18 protein-coding genes, 1 tRNA gene and 1 other RNA gene are annotated in these 17,210 nt (G+C 67.6%); 12 read left to right on the plus strand and 8 right to left on the minus strand.

The window, feature by feature from the left end:
* Positions 1-18: 18 nt before the first annotated feature.
* Positions 19-993, plus strand: coding sequence for a hypothetical protein (locus CA982_RS07355; protein WP_086534661.1), 975 nt, complete (start codon positions 19-21; stop codon positions 991-993).
* Here the strand turns inward: CA982_RS07355 and CA982_RS07360 are convergent.
* Entirely contained in the window at positions 974-1,702 is a 729-nt protein-coding gene (locus CA982_RS07360; protein WP_086534729.1) for an alpha/beta fold hydrolase, read from the minus strand. The genes CA982_RS07355 and CA982_RS07360 overlap by 20 nt on opposite strands.
* 284 nt (positions 1,703-1,986) lie before the next feature.
* On the opposite strand from CA982_RS07360, the gene CA982_RS07365 reads away from it, so the two are divergent.
* From CA982_RS07365 to CA982_RS07380, 4 genes are all read left to right on the plus strand, one after another.
* Positions 1,987-2,340, plus strand: a complete 354-nt coding sequence (locus CA982_RS07365) for an ArsR/SmtB family transcription factor (RefSeq protein ID WP_086534662.1) — start codon at positions 1,987-1,989, stop codon at positions 2,338-2,340.
* Positions 2,330-2,863 carry an SRPBCC domain-containing protein gene (locus CA982_RS07370; protein WP_086534663.1) on the plus strand — a complete coding sequence of 178 codons (534 nt, stop codon included), beginning with the start codon at positions 2,330-2,332 and terminating at the stop codon, positions 2,861-2,863. The genes CA982_RS07365 and CA982_RS07370 overlap by 11 nt, the downstream gene beginning before the upstream one ends.
* Before the next feature lie 18 nt (positions 2,864-2,881).
* Complete coding sequence (locus tag CA982_RS07375) at positions 2,882-3,181, plus strand: YciI family protein (RefSeq protein WP_086534664.1); 300 nt, start codon at positions 2,882-2,884, stop codon at positions 3,179-3,181.
* A gap of 121 nt (positions 3,182-3,302) precedes the next feature.
* On the plus strand, positions 3,303-4,331 hold the full coding sequence (locus CA982_RS07380) for a helix-turn-helix transcriptional regulator (protein WP_086534665.1): 1,029 nt from the start codon (positions 3,303-3,305) through the stop codon (positions 4,329-4,331).
* On the opposite strand, the gene CA982_RS07385 is transcribed toward CA982_RS07380, so the two are convergent.
* From CA982_RS07385 to pgm, 4 genes are all read right to left on the minus strand, one after another.
* A complete protein-coding gene (locus tag CA982_RS07385) occupies positions 4,328-5,446 on the minus strand; it encodes a class II histone deacetylase (RefSeq protein WP_086534666.1) in 1,119 nt (372 codons plus the stop codon). The genes CA982_RS07380 and CA982_RS07385 overlap by 4 nt on opposite strands.
* A 182-nt stretch (positions 5,447-5,628) precedes the next feature.
* Positions 5,629-5,701 (minus strand) — tRNA-Ala (locus tag CA982_RS07390).
* A 128-nt stretch (positions 5,702-5,829) separates the two neighbouring features.
* The gene (locus tag CA982_RS07395) at positions 5,830-6,582 is read right to left on the minus strand and encodes a DsbA family protein (RefSeq protein ID WP_086534667.1); all 753 of its coding nucleotides are present in this window, start codon (positions 6,580-6,582) and stop codon (positions 5,830-5,832) included.
* A gap of 105 nt (positions 6,583-6,687) precedes the next feature.
* Positions 6,688-8,331, minus strand: coding sequence for a phosphoglucomutase (alpha-D-glucose-1,6-bisphosphate-dependent) (gene pgm / locus CA982_RS07400; protein ID WP_086534668.1), 1,644 nt, complete (start codon positions 8,329-8,331; stop codon positions 6,688-6,690).
* Here pgm and CA982_RS07405 point away from each other — a divergent pair.
* Positions 8,330-9,088, plus strand: coding sequence for an alpha/beta hydrolase (locus CA982_RS07405; RefSeq protein WP_143412531.1), 759 nt, complete (start codon positions 8,330-8,332; stop codon positions 9,086-9,088). The genes pgm and CA982_RS07405 overlap by 2 nt on opposite strands.
* Before the next feature lie 19 nt (positions 9,089-9,107).
* On the opposite strand, the gene CA982_RS07410 is transcribed toward CA982_RS07405, so the two are convergent.
* Complete coding sequence (locus CA982_RS07410; RefSeq protein WP_086534669.1) at positions 9,108-10,892, minus strand: long-chain-acyl-CoA synthetase; 1,785 nt, start codon at positions 10,890-10,892, stop codon at positions 9,108-9,110.
* Between the two features lie 195 nt (positions 10,893-11,087).
* Between CA982_RS07410 and CA982_RS07415 the strand changes: the two genes are divergently transcribed.
* From CA982_RS07415 to CA982_RS07435, 5 genes are read left to right on the plus strand one after another with little or no spacing between them, the layout of a single operon-like run.
* Positions 11,088-12,323, plus strand: a complete 1,236-nt coding sequence (locus CA982_RS07415; protein ID WP_086534731.1) for a CaiB/BaiF CoA transferase family protein — start codon at positions 11,088-11,090, stop codon at positions 12,321-12,323.
* Complete coding sequence (locus tag CA982_RS07420; protein ID WP_086534670.1) at positions 12,320-12,940, plus strand: class I SAM-dependent methyltransferase; 621 nt, start codon at positions 12,320-12,322, stop codon at positions 12,938-12,940. The genes CA982_RS07415 and CA982_RS07420 overlap by 4 nt, the downstream gene beginning before the upstream one ends.
* 54 nt (positions 12,941-12,994) lie before the next feature.
* Positions 12,995-13,918 carry a metal ABC transporter substrate-binding protein gene (locus CA982_RS07425; RefSeq protein ID WP_086534671.1) on the plus strand — a complete coding sequence of 308 codons (924 nt, stop codon included), beginning with the start codon at positions 12,995-12,997 and terminating at the stop codon, positions 13,916-13,918.
* Positions 13,915-14,706 (plus strand): metal ABC transporter ATP-binding protein, encoded by a 792-nt coding sequence (locus CA982_RS07430; protein WP_086534672.1) that lies wholly within the window; start codon positions 13,915-13,917, stop codon positions 14,704-14,706. Before CA982_RS07425 ends, CA982_RS07430 begins: the two co-directional genes overlap by 4 nt.
* On the plus strand, positions 14,703-15,581 hold the full coding sequence (locus CA982_RS07435; RefSeq protein WP_086534673.1) for a metal ABC transporter permease: 879 nt from the start codon (positions 14,703-14,705) through the stop codon (positions 15,579-15,581). Before CA982_RS07430 ends, CA982_RS07435 begins: the two co-directional genes overlap by 4 nt.
* 60 nt (positions 15,582-15,641) lie before the next feature.
* Here the strand turns inward: CA982_RS07435 and ssrA are convergent.
* Both ssrA and CA982_RS07445 read right to left on the minus strand, forming a co-directional pair.
* Positions 15,642-16,015, minus strand: a transfer-messenger RNA (tmRNA) gene (ssrA, locus tag CA982_RS07440).
* A gap of 61 nt (positions 16,016-16,076) precedes the next feature.
* On the minus strand, positions 16,077-16,658 hold the full coding sequence (locus CA982_RS07445; RefSeq protein WP_086534674.1) for a TetR/AcrR family transcriptional regulator: 582 nt from the start codon (positions 16,656-16,658) through the stop codon (positions 16,077-16,079).
* Between the two features lie 143 nt (positions 16,659-16,801).
* Between CA982_RS07445 and CA982_RS07450 the strand changes: the two genes are divergently transcribed.
* Positions 16,802-17,158 carry a hypothetical protein gene (locus CA982_RS07450; protein WP_086534675.1) on the plus strand — a complete coding sequence of 119 codons (357 nt, stop codon included), beginning with the start codon at positions 16,802-16,804 and terminating at the stop codon, positions 17,156-17,158.
* Positions 17,159-17,210: the final 52 nt, after the last annotated feature.

The raw sequence follows: 17,210 nt of genomic DNA on the forward strand, positions 1-17,210 counted from the left end.
GACCATGAGGAGCCGACCGTGGGCAGTCCCTACGACCCCAACCAGCCGACCGCCATGGGTCCGCAGGGGCCGCAGCAACCCGGATGGCCGCCGGCAGGCGGCAACCAGCCCGGTGGGCCGCAGGCGACTCCGGGCCAGCCGCCGAGCCCGGGACCGTACGGCGGACAACCGTACGGACAGCAACCCTATGGCCAGCAGCCGTACGTACAGCAACCCTATGGCCAGCAACCGTACGGACAGCAACCGTATGGTCAGCAGTTCGGTCAGCAACCGCCGCCCGCGCGCTCAGGCGGTGGGAAGAAGTGGTGGTTCATCGGCGGCGGTGGACTCGTTCTCATCGTGATCGTCGTCGTGGCGGTGGTCCTGGCCCTGACCCTGAGCGGGGGCGAGGACGAGCGGTCGACGCCGACCGCCTCGGCGCTCGACCTCGTTCTGCCCGAGGACCAGTTTCCCGATATCACAGGCGATTTCACCACCGAGACGGGTGCCACCGACGACGACGGCAGCACCGTGGACAACGAGAAGTGCGCGACGCTGGTCAAGTCGCAGCAGACCACCGGCGAACGAGCCGAGCGCGAACTCACCGAGACCTCGTCGTCGAGCGAGATCCTCTTCGGACTCGACAACTACAGCGCCGATGTCACCAAACCGGCCGACAACGGCTACGACGACTTCGACGAGATCCTGTCCGCTTGTTCCTCGTTCACACTCACACTCGGCGAAGGTGACGTGCCGGTCGCGCTCACGCTCGAGAAGGTGGACCTGCCGATCGACAGTGACTACAAGGCGGTACGGATGACCGGCGAGTACGAGGTCGGAACGGTGGAACTCCACCTCGCGGGGATTCTCGTGATCGGCGAGGAGCGGGGCGTGTCGTTCTCGGTCACGCACAACACCGTCGACGACACCCCGCCCGCCGTGGACACTGCGGTCAACAACAACCTGGCCGAGATGTTCGCGGCGCAGCGACAGATCATCTCCGACGCTGCGTAGAGTCCCGCCGTTCGCCGAGGAGCATCCGCGCCAGCGCGACGGGGTCGTCGAACATGCTCATGTGTCCGGCACCGGCTCGGATGATGAACTCCGAGTGCGTGATACGACGATGCATCGCCTCCATCGAGCCGACGTCGGACACCATGTCGTGTTCGGCGGCGACGATGGCAACCGGACACGCGATCGACCTTGTGCGCTGTGAACAGTCGAAGTGCGCGATCGCGCGCAGCGCCGACGCCCAGGATGCCCGGTCCGCGGTGGCCACCGCGTCGCGCGCGTACCGGACGACCGCCCCGTCGTCTCGCACTTCGACTGGGGTGAACCAGCGTCGGAGCGTGCCGTCGACATCGACGGCCCCGGCTTCGACGGTGGCGGCCGCCGCGTCGAATGCCGGGAAGGGCGTGTCTCGCGTGCACAACAGGGTGAGGCTCGAGACGCGATCGGGCCGCGCGATCGCGAGTTCGAGCGCGACCTGCCCGCCGAAGGAATGGCCCACCACATGCCAGGGCGCTTCGGTTGCGGCCGACTCCGCGACGTCCTCGGCAAGCCGTTGCTGCAGACCGGTACCTCTATAGCCAGGCGGAGGCCCGATCTCGGGGGTGATCACGTGCCCGTTCCCCGACAGCTCGGCACGCACCCCGTCCCAGACCGCCGGCGACAGCGGGGTTCCGGGGAGGAGTAGCCACACCGGGGGCGCTGTCGTCGTCATCTCTTCTCCTGCGGAATCGGCTCGCGACACGGTCACTGTACGTCCGGTCGACTCGTCCCACCGTGACAAGCGGTCCGCCGGCTACCGGATCTCCTCGATTCCTTGCGGATATGTGTCAGCGAACGCTAACGTTAGCCATTAACGACGAAGATGACACGAGGAGTCACCATGGGAGCACCGGTCGTGTTCTTCGAGAACACCTCTCACGCCCCCCGCATCGACGACCTGCAGACCCTCCTGGACCGGGCCGTGACACTCGGCAACAATACGATCGGACTCTGGACATGACCGACAAGGCGCCGGGTGTCGACGAGGCCCTGCGCGCGATGGCCGAGCCTCGCCGTCGGGCCATCCTCGAACTCGTGTCCGGCGAGGAGCTTTCGGCGGGCGACATAGCCGCACGCTTCGATGTCAGCCGTACCGCGATCTCCCAACATCTCACGGTGTTGAAAGATGCCGGGTTGCTCGCCGAGCGGCGTGAAGGAACCCGCCGGATCTACCGCACCCGGCCCGAGGGCATCGACGGACTCCGCGACCTGCTCGACGGCATGTGGGCGTCGTCCCTCGACGTCGCGCGGCAGATGGTCGAGGCCGAACGCGGGCTGACCGACGACGAGGAGGCGAACCGTGCCGGGTGAGCGCGAGGTCGACGACACCGCACGTCGCGATGGCGGTGCCGTTCTCCCGCTACGACGACCACCGATCCGCCAATCCACCACCGTCCGCAGTGATCTCGTCCATGTCTTCACCACGTTCGTCCGAACCATCGGGGTCTGGTGGCCCCTGCAACCGATGTCGATCGGCGGTGATCGGGCCCGCACCGTGACGATCGACGAGTACACGGGCGGTCGGGTCTACGAGACCTGGGATGACGGCACCATCGCCGAATGGGGTCGCCTCGCGGTGTGGGAGCCCCCGAACCGGTTTGTCATGTCGTGGTTGAACACCCCGGCGCCGACCGAGGTCGAGCTGGCGTTCACCGCTCTCGGTCCGGCACTGACGCGAGTGTCCGTGGAGCACCGTGGCTGGGAGCATCTCACCGAGGACCAGTTGCGCGAAGACTGCGCCGCCCCAGGCGGTTACAGCACCGGCGCGTACTCCGACGGCTGGGCCGCAGCCCTGGCGGCGTCGGTCGACGTCATCGAATCCACCCTCCCCTGACCTCGGAAGGCTCAACTCATGTCCCACTTCGTGTACAAACTCGTCCCGCCCAGGCCCACCTTCGGGCCCGGGGACATGTCCGACGACGAGGCCGCCGTCATGGGTCGGCACAGCGCGTACTGGTCGAAGCTCCTCGCCGACGGCACCGCCGTCATCTTCGGACCGGTGGTCGACCCGGCCGGGAACTGGGGCCTGGGCGTGGTGCGCGCCGATTCCGAGGACGAGGTCCGGGCGATCAGTGCTGCCGACCCGGCCGTCACCTCGGGTCTCGCCCGCGTCGAGATACTCCCCATGCCCGTCGGTATCGGACGCGACTGACCGGCGAGAGCGTCGCAGCAGCACTGTCGACCGCAGACCCCTCGGTACGTTGCCGGGAAGCGCGCCGACCTGATGTCGCCGACTTCCCGCGGCACCTGCGCCACCTCATTACACTGGCGAAATGGGCAATCCGGCAACCGATCTGACGCGGGGTCAGTTGACGCGGGCAGTGCGGCTGCTCCAGGGCCATGTGCACTTCGACGCCGCGCTGCTCATCCACCAGCCGGAGGGCGCACGATCTCGGATCGTGTCCCGGGTGGGGTACTCCGCGGGCTCGGCCTGGGCCTTGCAGCACCTGTTCCCTCGTGACTACGAGGTCGGCTTCACCAGCCGGCTCAATCCCGCAGACGGCCTGCCTCTCTCGATCAGCGACGTCGGCGGAACGGTCCGCGAAGAGTTCACCCGGACCGTGCTGTTCGAGCAGTACCTGCGGGCCGAGGGTTTCGCCGACGGGATGACGGTCGAGTTGTTCGACGGTGGCGACTACGTGGGTCTCGCACATTTCTCCGCCCGACGCCCCGACGCATTCGCGGCGCCGCAGCGCGCGCTGGCGCGCGACCTGTCGGGCTTGCTGGCGCTGGCCCTGCGGCCCGACCAGGTGACCGAGGACATTCGGCGAGCACCGTCGGCCGGTCCGACGGGCTCGGCCACTCCGGCACCGTCCACCGTCTACGTGCGCCGGGGCGCTCGGACCCGGTCGGCGGGTCCGGTGGACGTTCCGTTCGTCGCCGAAGCCGCGTTCGTGCATGTGATGGACGACGTCGTCGCCTGCGGCGTCGGTGAACTCCGGCACCTGTGGTGGCATCAGGGATCCTGGTACCGGGTCACGCTCTCACCCCTGGGCGACTTCGGCGACCTCAGAGTGACCGCCTGGCCGGTGACCGCCGAGCAGGTGTGGCATCTGAGTCGACAGGAGGTGCGAGTGCTCAGTGGGCTGATGGTGGGGCGCACCGACGCCGCGATCGCCGCGGGACTGGATCTCAGTCCGCGGACCGTGCACACACACATGGTGAACATCCGACGCAAGCTCGGGGTGGACCGGCGAACCGAGGCGGCCGCCCGGGCGACGGCGACCGCCACGGTCATCCCCGGCCCCGCGACAGCCCCCGTCACCGAACTGGCGCGAATCTACCGGGACTCGTTTCCCTAGGTGATATCCGCCAGCAGCTCTTTCGCGGCGTCGACCGCCTCGCGCTCGTGGGCGAGCAGGGCATCGCCGCCCATGGGACCCAGGATCGGCGCGAACGCATCGGCTGTACCGGTCGAGACGCCGGCGAGCTCCTCGACCACCGCCAGCCCGCAGAAGGGAACGTAGTACGGGCTGTAACCGCCCTCCTGGAGACAGACGAGCTTCCCGTCGGCCACCTCATCGGCCACGTCCATGATCTTGCGGGCCAGCGATCGGAATCCGTCGGCGCGCAGCATCATCCGCGCCAGCGGGTCCATCATCGATGCGTCGAATCCGCTCGCCACGATGATCAGTTCGGGCCGGTACGCGCGCAATGCGGGCAGCACCACGGCGTCGAAGGCGTACTCGTATGCGCCGCTGCCCCCACCGGGCGGCAGTGGGACGTTGAGGGTGTAACCGAACCCGTCGCCGGAACCCCGCTCATCCCGGAATCCCGAGTCGGACGGGAAACAGCGGTCCTGGTGTACCGAGATGTTCAGCACCTTCGAGGACTCCCGGAAGATGTCCTGGGCACCGTTCCCGTGGTGGACATCCCAGTCCACAATCGCCACCCGTTGCAGCCCGAGCGTTTCCAGCGCATGGGCCGCCGCGATCGCGCCGTTGTTGAAGATGCAGAACCCGCGGCCGGTGGCGCGCTCGGCGTGGTGTCCCGGCGGATTGATCAGTGCGTAGGCGTTTCGCACGGTACCGTCGGCGACGGCGCGAACGGCTTCGATTGCACCCCCGGCCGCGAGCAGCGCGATGTGGTGGCCACCGTTGCCGAACGGCGACACGCCGTCACCGGCGTCGCCGCCCTTGGGGAGGGCGCTCTCGCTCAGGATGCGCTCGTAGTGAGCGGCGTCGTGGACGCGGAGGATGTCCTCGCGGGTCGCAGGCCCCGGCTCGAGTTGCCGCAGCGAGTCGATCAGCCCGGAGGCACTGATCAGCTCGTGGAGCCGTCGTTTGGTGTCGGGGTGTGCGACGTGATGCGCGATCGGCTGCGTCAGTGCGTCGACGCTGGGCGGGAAGATCCCGCCGCTGCCTGTGTCTGCCCACCCATAGAGCGTGTTCCAGATGTATCCGGTGGTCGTTGCCACGATCGTTCCTTCCGTCCCAACCCGTGTGTCGGTGGACACAGCATCATCGGAGCGGTGACAGCTGTCATCGGTACAAATACCGAGACGGGACGAGCCGGGAGCCGGCGGACGGGACGGTCGGGTGTCGGAGCGGCCCATGAGAAAAGCCCGTCCCGACAGATGTCGGAACGGGCTTCGTTCGGTGGAGCTAAGGGGACTCGAACCCCTGACCCCCACACTGCCAGTGTGGTGCGCTACCAGCTGCGCCATAGCCCCGTATTTTGTTGTTCCGCCCTGTTCAAGGGCACTGGCGAAGTTACACCATCTCGGCGATACCAGCCAAATCGCCAGGACGCCGACCCGGTTGGTGTCGAGTCGGCGTCCCGCGACTCAGGAGTTGCCCCTCAGGAGTTGCCACCGCCCAGGATGCTGTCGAGCCAGCCGGTGCCCTCGAGCACCCCGTTGACCGGCTCGCCGTCGTGCAGCACGGTCGGGGTGCCGACCTGCCCGCCGGTCGCCTTCGACAGTTCATCGGTCGACTTCTGCGCGTTCTCCTTGGCCTGGGCGACCTTCGCGTTGTCGGTGATGCAGGTCGCGGTCGCCGGGGTCGCGCCCTGTTCGGTCGCCAGGCGCGCGAGTTCCGGGCTGGTGATGTTGCCGGTGCCGTCCTCGGGCGGCTGGGCGGCGAACAGCGCGCTGTGGAACCGCAGGAACAGATCGGTGTTCTGCTCGTCGGCCACACAGGCCAGCGCGCCGGCCGCGCGCGAGCTGTAGTCACCCGTCGCCGATCGCGAGTCCAGGAAGTGCAGCGTGTGGTAGCGCACGCGGAGCTTGCCCTCGGTGACGGCCTTGGTGATTGCCGGCCCGGACTGCTGTTCGAAGGCCTTGCACACCGGACACATGGGGTCCTCGAAGACGTCGATCAGCGGAGCGGTCTCCGGACCCACGATCATCGTCGAACTCGACGCCAGCGCGGCCTGGTCGGTCTCGCCCTTGCCGCGTCCGCTCCACCAGATCCCGCCGATCACGAGGCCCGCGATCACGAGGATGGCCACGCCGCCGAGCACGTACGTCATCGTGTTCGACGGCGCGCTCGGCTGATACTTCGAGTTGGAGGTGCGGGGCACCGATGCTCCCGGCTTGCGCTTCTTGCTCACATTCCGACAATAACGGCGTCGCGCTGAAAATTGTCTGAGGGATGGGCGACCCCGGGCCGCCGGTGACCGCCGCGGAAGCGTGGCGAACCGGTCGCGGTGACCCGGTCAGCTCCCCAGAGCCGCGTCGACGACCTGCTGCGCCTCCTGTTGCACCTGCGCGAGATGCTCTGCGCCCTTAAATGATTCGGCGTAGATCTTGTACACGTCCTCGGTACCCGACGGACGCGCCGCGAACCAGGCGTTCTCGGTCGTCACCTTCAGGCCACCGATCGGGGCGCCGTTGCCCGGCGCCGTCGTCATGATCGCCGAGATGGGTTCGCCGGCCAGTTCGGTCGCGGTCACCTGCTCCGGCGACAACTTCGCCAGCACCGCCTTCTGCTCCCGGCTGGCCGGTGCGTCGATCCGTGCGTAGGCCGTCGTGCCGTACTCCTCGGCGAGTTCGGCATACCGCTGCGACGGCGTCTTGCCCGTCACCGCGAGGATCTCCGATGCGAGCAGCGCCATGATGATGCCGTCCTTGTCCGTCGACCACGGGCTGCCGTCGAACGTCAGGAAGGACGCCCCGGCGCTCTCCTCACCGCCGAAGGCGACGCGACCGTTCAGCAGGCCGTCGACGAACCACTTGAAGCCCACCGGGACCTCGAGCAGCGGGCGGCCGATCCCGGCGACCACTCGGTCGATCAGCGACGAGGACACGAGCGTCTTCCCGACGGCCGCCGACTCCGACCACTGCGGACGATGGGTGAACAGGTAGTCGATCGCGACCGCGAGGTAGTGGTTCGGGTTCATCAGGCCGGCGTCGGGCGTGACGATGCCGTGGCGGTCCGAGTCGGCGTCGTTGCCGGTCGCGATGTCGTAGGAGTCACGGGCGGAGATCAGCGATGCCATCGCGTTGGCCGACGAACAGTCCATCCGGATCTTGCCGTCGGTGTCGAGGGTCATGAACGAGAAGGTCGGGTCCACGGTCGGGTTCACGACCGTGAGGTGGTCGAGGTTGTATCGCAGTCCCACCAGCGCCCAGTAGCCGACCGACGCACCGCCCAACGGGTCCGCGCCGATGTGGATCCCCGCGTCGTGGATGGCCTTCATGTCCACCACGTCCCCGAGGCCGTCGATGTAGTTGAGCAGGAACGAGTAGTCGTGCACGTACTCGCCGCTGCGGGCCCGTTCGAACGGGATGCGTGCGACCCCGTCGAGCTTCTGCTCGAGCAGCTCGTTCGCCCGCGCCGCGACCACCGAGGTGATCGACGTGTCCGCCGGTCCCCCGGTCGGCGGGTTGTACTTGAACCCGCCGTCGCGGGGCGGATTGTGCGACGGCGTCACGACGATGCCGTCGGACAGCACCCCGGGGTTGTCGCGGTTGAACGTGAGGATGGCGCGACTGACCGCAGGCGTCGGCGTGAACGAGTCGCTCTCGGCGGTGTAGACGGTCACCTCGTTGGCCGCGAGGACCTCGAGCGCGGTGCGCCAGGCAGGCACCGACAGCGCGTGCGTGTCGAAGCCGATGAACAGCGGCCCGGAGATCCCGGCCGACCGCCGGTAGTCGACGATCGCCTGCGTCGTCGCGAGGATGTGGGCTTCGTTGAAGGCATTGTCGAAGCTCGACCCGCGGTGCCCCGACGTCCCGAACACCACCTGCTGCAACGGGTCTGACGGATCGGGTGTGTTGTCGTAATAGGCACGCACCAGGGCGTCCACATCGACGAGGTCTTCGGGCAGGGCCAAGGTACCAGCGCGAGGATGTGCCATGACCGCGATTCTGCCACTCCACGCGCCGTTCGCCGGGTTGACGAACCGATCCGTCCGGTCGCGGGAACCGAATCGCTACGGTGAGACGGTCGTCGTCGCCGCATCGGAGGGGCCCGCACACATGTTGATCTCGGGATTGCCGGGGCTGTTGTCACCTGGACGCCGCTCCCCCGGCCTGCTCGTGCTCGTCCTGCCGGGCGGAACGGACAGCAGCCACCAACCCTTCAGTCCCTGGCAGCCGTCCGCGTTGCGCATGTACCCGTTCACCTGGTCGCTACGGGTGCGTTTCGGCCGGTCGGTGCGCGTTCACCAGGTGGGTTATCGCGTGTACGGCTGGAACGGCGACGAGAACTCGCCCATGCTCCCCGCCCGTGCGGCACTCGACGATATCTGCCGACGGCACCCGGGCGTGCCGGTGGTCGCGATCGGACACTCGATGGGCGGACGCGTGGCCGCCCATCTCGCCGCCGACCGCCGGGTCATTGGCGTTCTCGGGCTGGCGCCGTGGTGGCAGTTCGCCGACTGGCGACACATCCAGCCCGGCGCGCGGGTCGTCGCGGTGCACGGCGACGCGGACACCCGCACGCTGGCGAAGCGGACCCGTAAGGGCATCGACGAGCTCTCGGCACTGGGTGTCGACGCCGAGTTCGTCCCGGTCCCCGGCGGCGGTCACGCCATGCTCGACCACATCGGGCTCTGGCAGCGCAGCGCGCTCGACTTCGTCGGTGAACGGCTGTCCGCGCTCCGCGGCGCCTGACACGTTCGGCGCCTGATCGTCATCGCTTGGGCCGGACACCCGCCAGCTCGTCGACGAACTCGGGGTAGAACTCGACGTACTTCTCCCCGGCGAGCACGTAGAGCGGGTCGGCGCCGGTCTCGCCGAAGGCCTGCTTCCGGAGTTCGGTGCGCATGTTCTTGAACGTCGAGGTGTGCTCCAGCGCCGGGACGATCCGGACGAACAACGGGACCGCGTAGGCGGGCAGACCGTCGCGAACGTGCCGGGCCAGCCCGTCCGCGTCGAAGGTCTCGCCGTCGCGCAGGCTGATCGCGGCCATCCCGGCCTTGCCGTCGACTCCCGGGATCGGCACACCGAACACGACCGCTTCCTCGACGGCCGGGTGGGCATCCAGCACGGCCTCGACCTCCGTCGTGGCGACGTTCTCGCCCTTCCAGCGGAAGGTGTCACCGATGCGATCGACGAAGCCGATGTGCGAAAAGCCCTGATCCCGGACGACATCGCCGCTGTTGAACCATTTGTCGCCCTTGCGCTTCGCGTCGCGGACGATCTTGCGTTCGGTCGCCTTCGGGTCGGTGTAACCGTCGAAGGGAACACGCGAGTTGATCTGCGCCAGAAGCAAACCGGTTCCACCCCGGCCGACCGGCTTCACCCGCCCGTCCGGACCGCGCAGTGGCTCCCCGGTCTCTTCGTCGTACTCCACGATCGTGTAGGGCAACGGTGAGAACCCGGCCGTCTTGGACAACCCGAACACGTTGATGAATCCGATGTTCGCCTCGCTCGCCGCGTACAACTCGACGATGCGGTCGATGCCGAATCGCTCGGTGAAGGCGTCCCAGATGTCCGGGCGCAGCCCGTTGCCGACGGCGAGCCGGAGGCGATGCGCGCGATCGGTCGGCTTCGGCGGCTGCGCAAGCAGATAGCGGCACAGCTCACCGATGTAGGCGAACGCGGTGGCGTCGTTCTCGATGATCTCGTCGATGAACTTCGACGCCGAGAACTGCTTGCCGATGGCCAGGCACGCGCCCGACGCGAGCACCGACGAGACCGAGATCGTGAGCGCGTTGTTGTGATAGAAGGGCAGCGCCGTGTACATCACGTCGTCGCCGCGCAGGCGGATCCCCAGACCACCGATTCCGTTCATGGCCACCAGCCATCGGTAGTGGCTCATCTTGCTGGCCTTCGGATAACCCGTTGTGCCCGAGGTGAAGATGTAGATCGCGGTCGATCCCACCTCGATCGATTCGGTGATCGGGCGGTCGAGTGGCGAGCAGCGCGCGGTCAGCGTCGCGAGCTCGGCGAACGTGTACTCCTTCTCCGGCCGGCACCCGGCCGGTATCGACTCCAGGGCTTCCAGCAGATCATTCTGGAGGAGAACCACTTTCGGCTCGATGAGTCCGAGACTGTGCTCGAGCACCGCGCCGCGCTGATTGAAGTTGAGCATCCCGCAGATGGCGCCGATCTTGACGATCGCCAACATGGCGATCACCACATCGGGATGGTTGCGTGACAGGACCGCGACGACGTCTCCGCGCCCGACACCCTCGCGGGTCAGGAAGTCCGCGAGCCGGTTTGCGCGCGCATTCGCCTCGCGGTAGGTGATCGACGATCCCTCGAAGCGGAGGAAGTCCCGATCAGGGTACTTCTGCGCACTCTGCTGGAACCGCTTGCCGATGGACATCTTCGTGGTCGGCGGCTTGGGCAGCATCTCCGGCAGGGCGCGCAGGATCGTGCCGGCGTCACCACGCAACGACGCGACTCCCGACACCATGTCGGCCAGCCGGATGTCCGGCAGGAGCCCCGTTCCCGATGCGTGATCAACCATGTCTCCCAGCCTCCCTGCGTGTTGGACGACACACACCCTAGCCGGAAGTCGCCGCCAATGACACGCCAGGGCTGAATTGTTTCAACCGGTCAGGTCGTGCCTGCGCCCGATCGACGGGCACCACCGCAACACAGATCCCTTGCCGGGTCGGCGTCGACGCTTGGCGAGCGCCGGGTGACCGGCCACACTGTCCTGATGACCGACACCTCGCCGCGACAGACGGGCGAACGCACCGCCGGCCCCCTCGACGGCGTCATCGTCCTGGAATTGGGCACGCTCATCGCCGGCCCCCACGCCGCCCGCCTGCTGGGCGACATGGGCGCCGAGGTCATCAAAATCGAGGCGCCGGGCAAGCCCGACCCGATCCGCACCTGGGGCCAGGCCGAGGTCGACGGCCACCGGTTCTACTGGACGGTGCACGGACGGAACAAGAAGGCAGCCACCCTCGACCTGCGATCGGAACGAGGCCGCGACCTGTTCCTCGATCTCGCCGAGCGCGCCGACGTCGTCGTCGAGAACTTCCGTCCCGGAACGCTGGAGCGGCTCGGCATCGGCCCGGACGTGCTGTCCGAACGCAACCCGGGCATCGTCGTGGTGCGGGTCTCGGGCTACGGCCAGACCGGCCCCGACTCGACCCGTGCCGGGTACGCCTCCGTCGCCGAGGCCGCCAGCGGCCTGCGCTACCTGAACGGTTATCCGGGACAACTCCCGCCGAGACTGGCGCTGTCGCTGGGCGACACCCTCGCCGGCATGTTCGCCGCGCAGGGCGCACTCGCCGCGCTGTACCGACGTTCGGTGACCGGCAAGGGCCAGGTCGTCGACACCTCGCTCATCGAATCCTGTGTCGCGGTGCAGGAGTCGGCGATAGCGGACTACGACGCCGGCGGTGTCGTGCGCGGCCCGTCGGGCACCCGCCTCGACGGCATTGCGCCGTCGAACCTCTACCCCACCAGCGAGGGCACCCACGTCATCATCGCCGCCAACCAGGACTCGGTCTTCGCGAGACTGTGCGCAGCGATGGGGCAGCCCGAACTCGCGACCGACGATCGGTTCGCCGATCACGCCGCCCGTGGGCGCAACCAGGACGAACTCGACACCCTCATCGGCGACTGGTCACGACAGCACTCCCCGGAGAAGTTGACCGAGATCCTCGGTGTTGCAGGCGTTGTCGTGGGTCCGGTGAACACGGTCGCCGAGGTTGTCGCCGACCCGCACCTGCAGGCACGCGGGATGATCGCCGAGCACTACGACGAACGCGCGCAGCGCACCGTACTCGGGCCCGGCGTCGTGCCGCAGTTCAGCGACACCCCCGGTGGCATCCGCAATGCCGGCCCACCGGCCCCCGGTTGTGACAACGAGGCCGTCTTCGGCGGATTGCTGGGGTTGTCGACCGGCGAGATCGAGGACCTACGCGCCTCGGGAATCGTGTGAGTTCGCAGCCCGGGTACGACGCACTCGCCGAGCTGTACGCCGAGACGTTTCCCTCTCCGTTCACGAACACCTTGCAGCGCCACGCCTTCGGAGCATTCGTCGACCACATCCGCGACAGCGGTGTCCGCGGAGCAGTGGTCGATGTCGGGTGCGGACCGGGGCTGCTGACCGCCGAGCTGGCCGCACGCGGGTTCGAGGTGGTCGGCGTCGATCCGAGTTCGGAGATGCTGCGGATCGCGAGGTCGAAGCACCCCGGCCTCCGGTTCATCTGTGTTGACGCCACTCTCGACGCTCCGGAGCTCGGCGGTGTCACCGTCGCCGCATTACTGGCCCGCTTCAGCCTGATCCACGTGCCACCCGACTCGGTGCCCGAGATACTGGCCGGCTGGTCCGAGCGGATGGCCGCGGGGAGCACTGTCCTGGTGGCCGGTCAGACGAGCGCCGACGACGAGATCGTCGAGTTCGATCATCGAGTGGCGCCGGCGTGGCGATGGCACACGAATCGCATGTCCGCCGCGCTGGCCGACGCAGGATTCGCCGAGGAGTGGCGGACGCTGCACGGGGCCGACGCCGATCATCGTTTTCCCGAGTTCCACCTGTTCGCACGGCGTCGATAGCGGCGAGCAGGCCCCGAACTAGAAAGTTCGGGCGGCCGAAACTATAGTGTCGGCATGCCCAAGCGCACGCGTCGCCGGTTCGTTCCCGTCGGGGCGCTCCTCGCCGCCGTCTGCACGATCGTCGCCGGGTGCACGCTGTCGAGCCGGTTGCCCGACGAGAAGGTCGTACTCACGACGTTCACCGTGCTCGCCGACATCGCCGCGGAGGTCGCCGGCGACCGACTGGAGGTGGAGTCGATCACCAAGCCGGGCGCCGAGATCCACGGGTACGAGCCCACTCCCGGCGACATCCGGCGCGCCGCGACCGCCTCGCTCATCCTCGACAACGGCCTCAACCTCGAAGCCTGGTTCGCGCAGTTCGTCGACGGCCTCGACGTCCGGCACGTCGTCGTCAGCGAGGGCGTCGAACCGATCGACATCGCGTCGGATGCCTACGCGGGCAAGCCCAATCCGCATGCCTGGATGAGTCCGGTCAACGTGCAGATCTACGTCGACAACATGGTTCGCGCGTTCACCGACCTCGATCCCGACGGTGCCGCCACCTTCGAGTCCAATGCGGCGGCGTACAAGAAACAACTCCAACAGGTGCAGACCGGCCTCACCTCTGCACTGGCCGGCCTGCCCGCCAACGAACGGGCCCTCGTCACCTGCGAGGGCGCGTTCTCCTATCTCGCCCGCGACGCCGGACTCACCGAGCGCTACATCTGGCCGGTCAACGCCGAACAACAGGCGACGCCGCAGCAGGTCGCCGACACGATCGACTTCGTCCGGGCCAACAGCGTCCCCGGTGTGTTCTGCGAATCCACCGTCTCCGACGCCCCGATGAAGCAGGTCGTCAACGCGACCGACGCCCGGTTCGGCGGCACCCTGTATGTCGATTCGCTCTCCGAAGCCGACGGCCCCGTACCCACCTATCTCGACCTCATCCGCCACGACGTCGCGACCATCGCGTCCGGCCTGACCGGGAGCAACACGTGAACGCCTCAGCGCCAGGTGGTTCCGCCATCGAGGTGACGGACGTGACCGTGCGGTACGGCGACATTCTCGCCCTCGACCACGCGTCGGTACGAGTGCCGGCCGGCCAGGTGTGCGGTCTCGTCGGCATGAACGGATCGGGCAAGTCGACGCTGTTCAAGACGATCGTGGGGTCGGTGACCCCGACGACCGGCTCGGTCCGGCTCGGCGGTCGGACCCCCACCGCGGCGCGTCGAGCCGGCGCGCTCGGTTACGTGCCGCAATCCGAGGACATCGACTGGAGCTTCCCGGTCTCGGTCCGCGACGTCGTCATGACGGGTCGCTACGGCCATCTCGGATTCACGCGCCGCCCGAAACGGGCCGACCACGACGCCGTCGACGAAGCCCTCGCACGCGTCGAGCTCACCGACTTCGCCGACCGCCAGATCGGCCAGTTGTCCGGCGGACAGCGCAAGCGGGCCTTCGTGGCCCGCGGCATCGCGCAGGAAGCCGGGATCCTGTTGCTCGACGAGCCGTTCGCCGGTGTCGACAAACGCACCGAGGCCACCATCACCGCGCTGCTGCGCGAGCTCGCCGACGCCGGGACGACGATCCTGGTGTCCACACACGATCTGCAGGTCCTGCCCGAGTTGGCCGACGAGGCGATCCTGTTGATGCGCCGGGTGATCGCGCAGGGTGCGCCGGCCGAGGTGATCACCACCGACAACCTCGTCCGCGCGTTCGGTCTCGATCCACTCGCCCGTCCCACATCCGAACGTCTCGAGTCCGGTCGCCACGAGGAGGTCTCGTGACCATCGTCGACATCCTTCTCGATCCGTTCGCGTACGCGTTCATGACCCGCGCGCTGTGGGCAACGCTGATCGCCTCGATCGTGTGTGCGCTGCTGTCGTGCTGGCTCGTGCTGATCGGCTGGTCTCTGATGGGCGACGCGGTCTCGCATGCGGTGCTGCCGGGCGTGGTCCTCGCCTACATCGTCGGCGTCCCGTTCGCCATCGGCGCGGTGATCTTCGGATTCCTGGCGGTGGCCCTGATCGGCGCCGTCCGCGACGGCGGCCGGGTGAAGGAGGACGCCGCCATCGGCATCGTGTTCACCACCCTCTTCGCCTTGGGCCTGGTGCTGATCTCGGTGACGCCGAGCCAGACCGACCTGAACCACATCATCTTCGGCAACCTGCTGGGTGTCTCGACGTCGGATCTGGTGCAGATCGCAATCCTGGGCGCGATCGTGGCGACCTTGCTGCTGCTCAAGAGACGCGACTTCACCCTCTACGCCTTCGACCGCACGCACGCTTTCGCGATCGGTCTGAGCCCGCGACTGCTGGGCGCCGCCCTCCTCGCGCTGCTCGCCCTCACCGCGGTGACAGCCCTGCAGGTCGTCGGCATCGTGTTGGTGGTCGCGATGCTCATCATCCCCGGCGCGACGGCGCGACTGCTCACCGACCGATTCGGCCGGATGCTGGTCATCGCGCCTGCGATCTCGGCGATCTGCGGGGTCGTCGGCCTGTACATCTCCTACTACCAGGACACCTCCCCCGGCGGGATGGTCGTCCTCGTCCAGGGCATCACGTTCTTCGGTGTGTACCTGTTCAGCCCGACCCACGGGATCATCACCAAACGACGCAAGCACCGCGAGAGCGCCACCCTCGACGCGCTGAGTACCGGATAGCCTGCTCCGAATTCGTCGAAGAAGACGAAGGCGCCCCACCTGAACAGGTGGGGCGCCTTCTCGTGGAGCTGCCGGGAATTGAACCCGGGTCCTCCGTCGTGTTGTTAGGGCTTCTCCGTGTGCAGTCCGCTATGTCTCTACTTGGATCTCTCGGTCACGCGAACAAGCCGAGATGACGATCCCAGTCGCTGTGTGATGTTCCGACCTCACCCGCGACCGGCGAGGACGGTGAGCTCCCATGGATGATGCCGGCATCCGGGTCTGGGAGCATAACCCGGGCCGACAGACTAGCCGTCGCTACTTAGGCAGCGAGGGCGTAGTCGCGCTGATTGGAATCGGCGCTTAATTGGTTGCTGCGACGCTCACGGTGGTCTCCAGCCTGCACCGACACGCTTCCCCTATCTCGACGCACGAAGTCGAAACCGATCAGCCCCGAGTAGGACCCGCCGACCGGAGTCAGCGAGCACTTCAGTCTAACAACTCGTTCCCCAGAGTTCATTCCCGTTTCCCCGGAGACCTCCGGCGAGGGTCGCTCTCGGCGGCGAACACCATGGGCGCGAAGGCGGCGACGGCCCGGTCCTCCCAGTCATCGGCGACACCTCCCGTGCGAGCGCGTTCGGCGACGAGCGCCCCGACGATGGCGTCGACCAGCATCTCCGGCTCCATCGTTGCCGCGAACTGACCGCGCCGCTTACCCGCGTCGAGGACCTCTCGGAGTTCCACACGGTGCCGCGCCAGGACCTGTCGGAAGAGCACGCCGAACTCGGGATCGGAATCGGTCAGCAAGGCCGCCATGCCGCCGAAACCGATTCCGTCGAGCACCATCGACGCCGCGTGGCTCACCACCCAGCGCAGCCGGGCCTCTGCGGGAAGGTCCGCATCAGGCGGCTCGACGACGGCGACGTCGAGCAGAGCTGCGCCGAGCATCTCGTTCCGGTTGCGGTAACGGCGATAGATCGTCGTACGCGCCACCCCGGAATGGGCTGCCACGCTCTCGATCGTGACCCCGGCCGGCCCGCGGGTCCGGAGCAACTCCAGGGTCGAACCGACGATCTTCGGGCCGCTGCCACCTGCCACGTCGTGGTCACCTCACGTTTCCCGCCGATCCCGGTTCCGACCGTCGGCAGGAATACTACCGCGCCACGAAACGCTACACGTAGTGTTGCGCTACAGTTACTGTAGCGATCAGGGTCGGGACCATTCAGCGAAAGGACTCCTCCATGCGCGACACACCTCGATCGACATCTGTGGCTTTCACCGGATATCTGATCCTGCTTCTCGGATTTCTGTTCCTCGGGTTGTTCGTGATGGCACTGGCCGGCGGCGTCGACGCGCCCGCGTGGCCGTTCGGCGTCGCCATGGCCGTCTTCCTGATCACGTCCGTCGCGTGCTTCCGGCATCAATCAGAGCTCAGCCGCCGGTCGCGGATCTCCGGCGGCGACATCGTGTCCGCCGATCCACTGACACCACTCCTCCGACGAACCGACATCGAGCGCTACGAGCAGACCTACCGCCCCAGAGCCGACGTGTCGACCATGCACCGAACGGAGTGGACCGCTTCAGATCGCGCCGCGTGACCCCGACGACCCGCGCGAATGGCGGAGTCGCTGAGCTGCCAGCTCATTCACA

It is taken from the genome of Gordonia lacunae, from assembly GCF_002149015.1.
Classification (GTDB): Bacteria; Actinomycetota; Actinomycetes; order Mycobacteriales; family Mycobacteriaceae; genus Gordonia; species Gordonia lacunae.

Coding starts and splice junctions, on each gene's coding strand:
- CA982_RS07425 (WP_086534671.1), top strand. CDS start 12,995: ATGCCCAAGCGCACGCGTCGCCGGTTCGTTCCCGTCGGGGCGCTCCTC.
- CA982_RS07405 (WP_143412531.1), top strand. CDS start 8,330: ATGACCGCGATTCTGCCACTCCACGCGCCGTTCGCCGGGTTGACGAAC.
- pgm (WP_086534668.1), bottom strand. CDS start 8,331: ATGGCACATCCTCGCGCTGGTACCTTGGCCCTGCCCGAAGACCTCGTC.
- CA982_RS07415 (WP_086534731.1), top strand. CDS start 11,088: ATGACCGACACCTCGCCGCGACAGACGGGCGAACGCACCGCCGGCCCC.
- CA982_RS07450 (WP_086534675.1), top strand. CDS start 16,802: ATGCGCGACACACCTCGATCGACATCTGTGGCTTTCACCGGATATCTG.
- CA982_RS07360 (WP_086534729.1), bottom strand. CDS start 1,702: ATGACGACGACAGCGCCCCCGGTGTGGCTACTCCTCCCCGGAACCCCG.
- CA982_RS07380 (WP_086534665.1), top strand. CDS start 3,303: ATGGGCAATCCGGCAACCGATCTGACGCGGGGTCAGTTGACGCGGGCA.
- CA982_RS07365 (WP_086534662.1), top strand. CDS start 1,987: ATGACCGACAAGGCGCCGGGTGTCGACGAGGCCCTGCGCGCGATGGCC.
- CA982_RS07410 (WP_086534669.1), bottom strand. CDS start 10,892: ATGGTTGATCACGCATCGGGAACGGGGCTCCTGCCGGACATCCGGCTG.
- CA982_RS07375 (WP_086534664.1), top strand. CDS start 2,882: ATGTCCCACTTCGTGTACAAACTCGTCCCGCCCAGGCCCACCTTCGGG.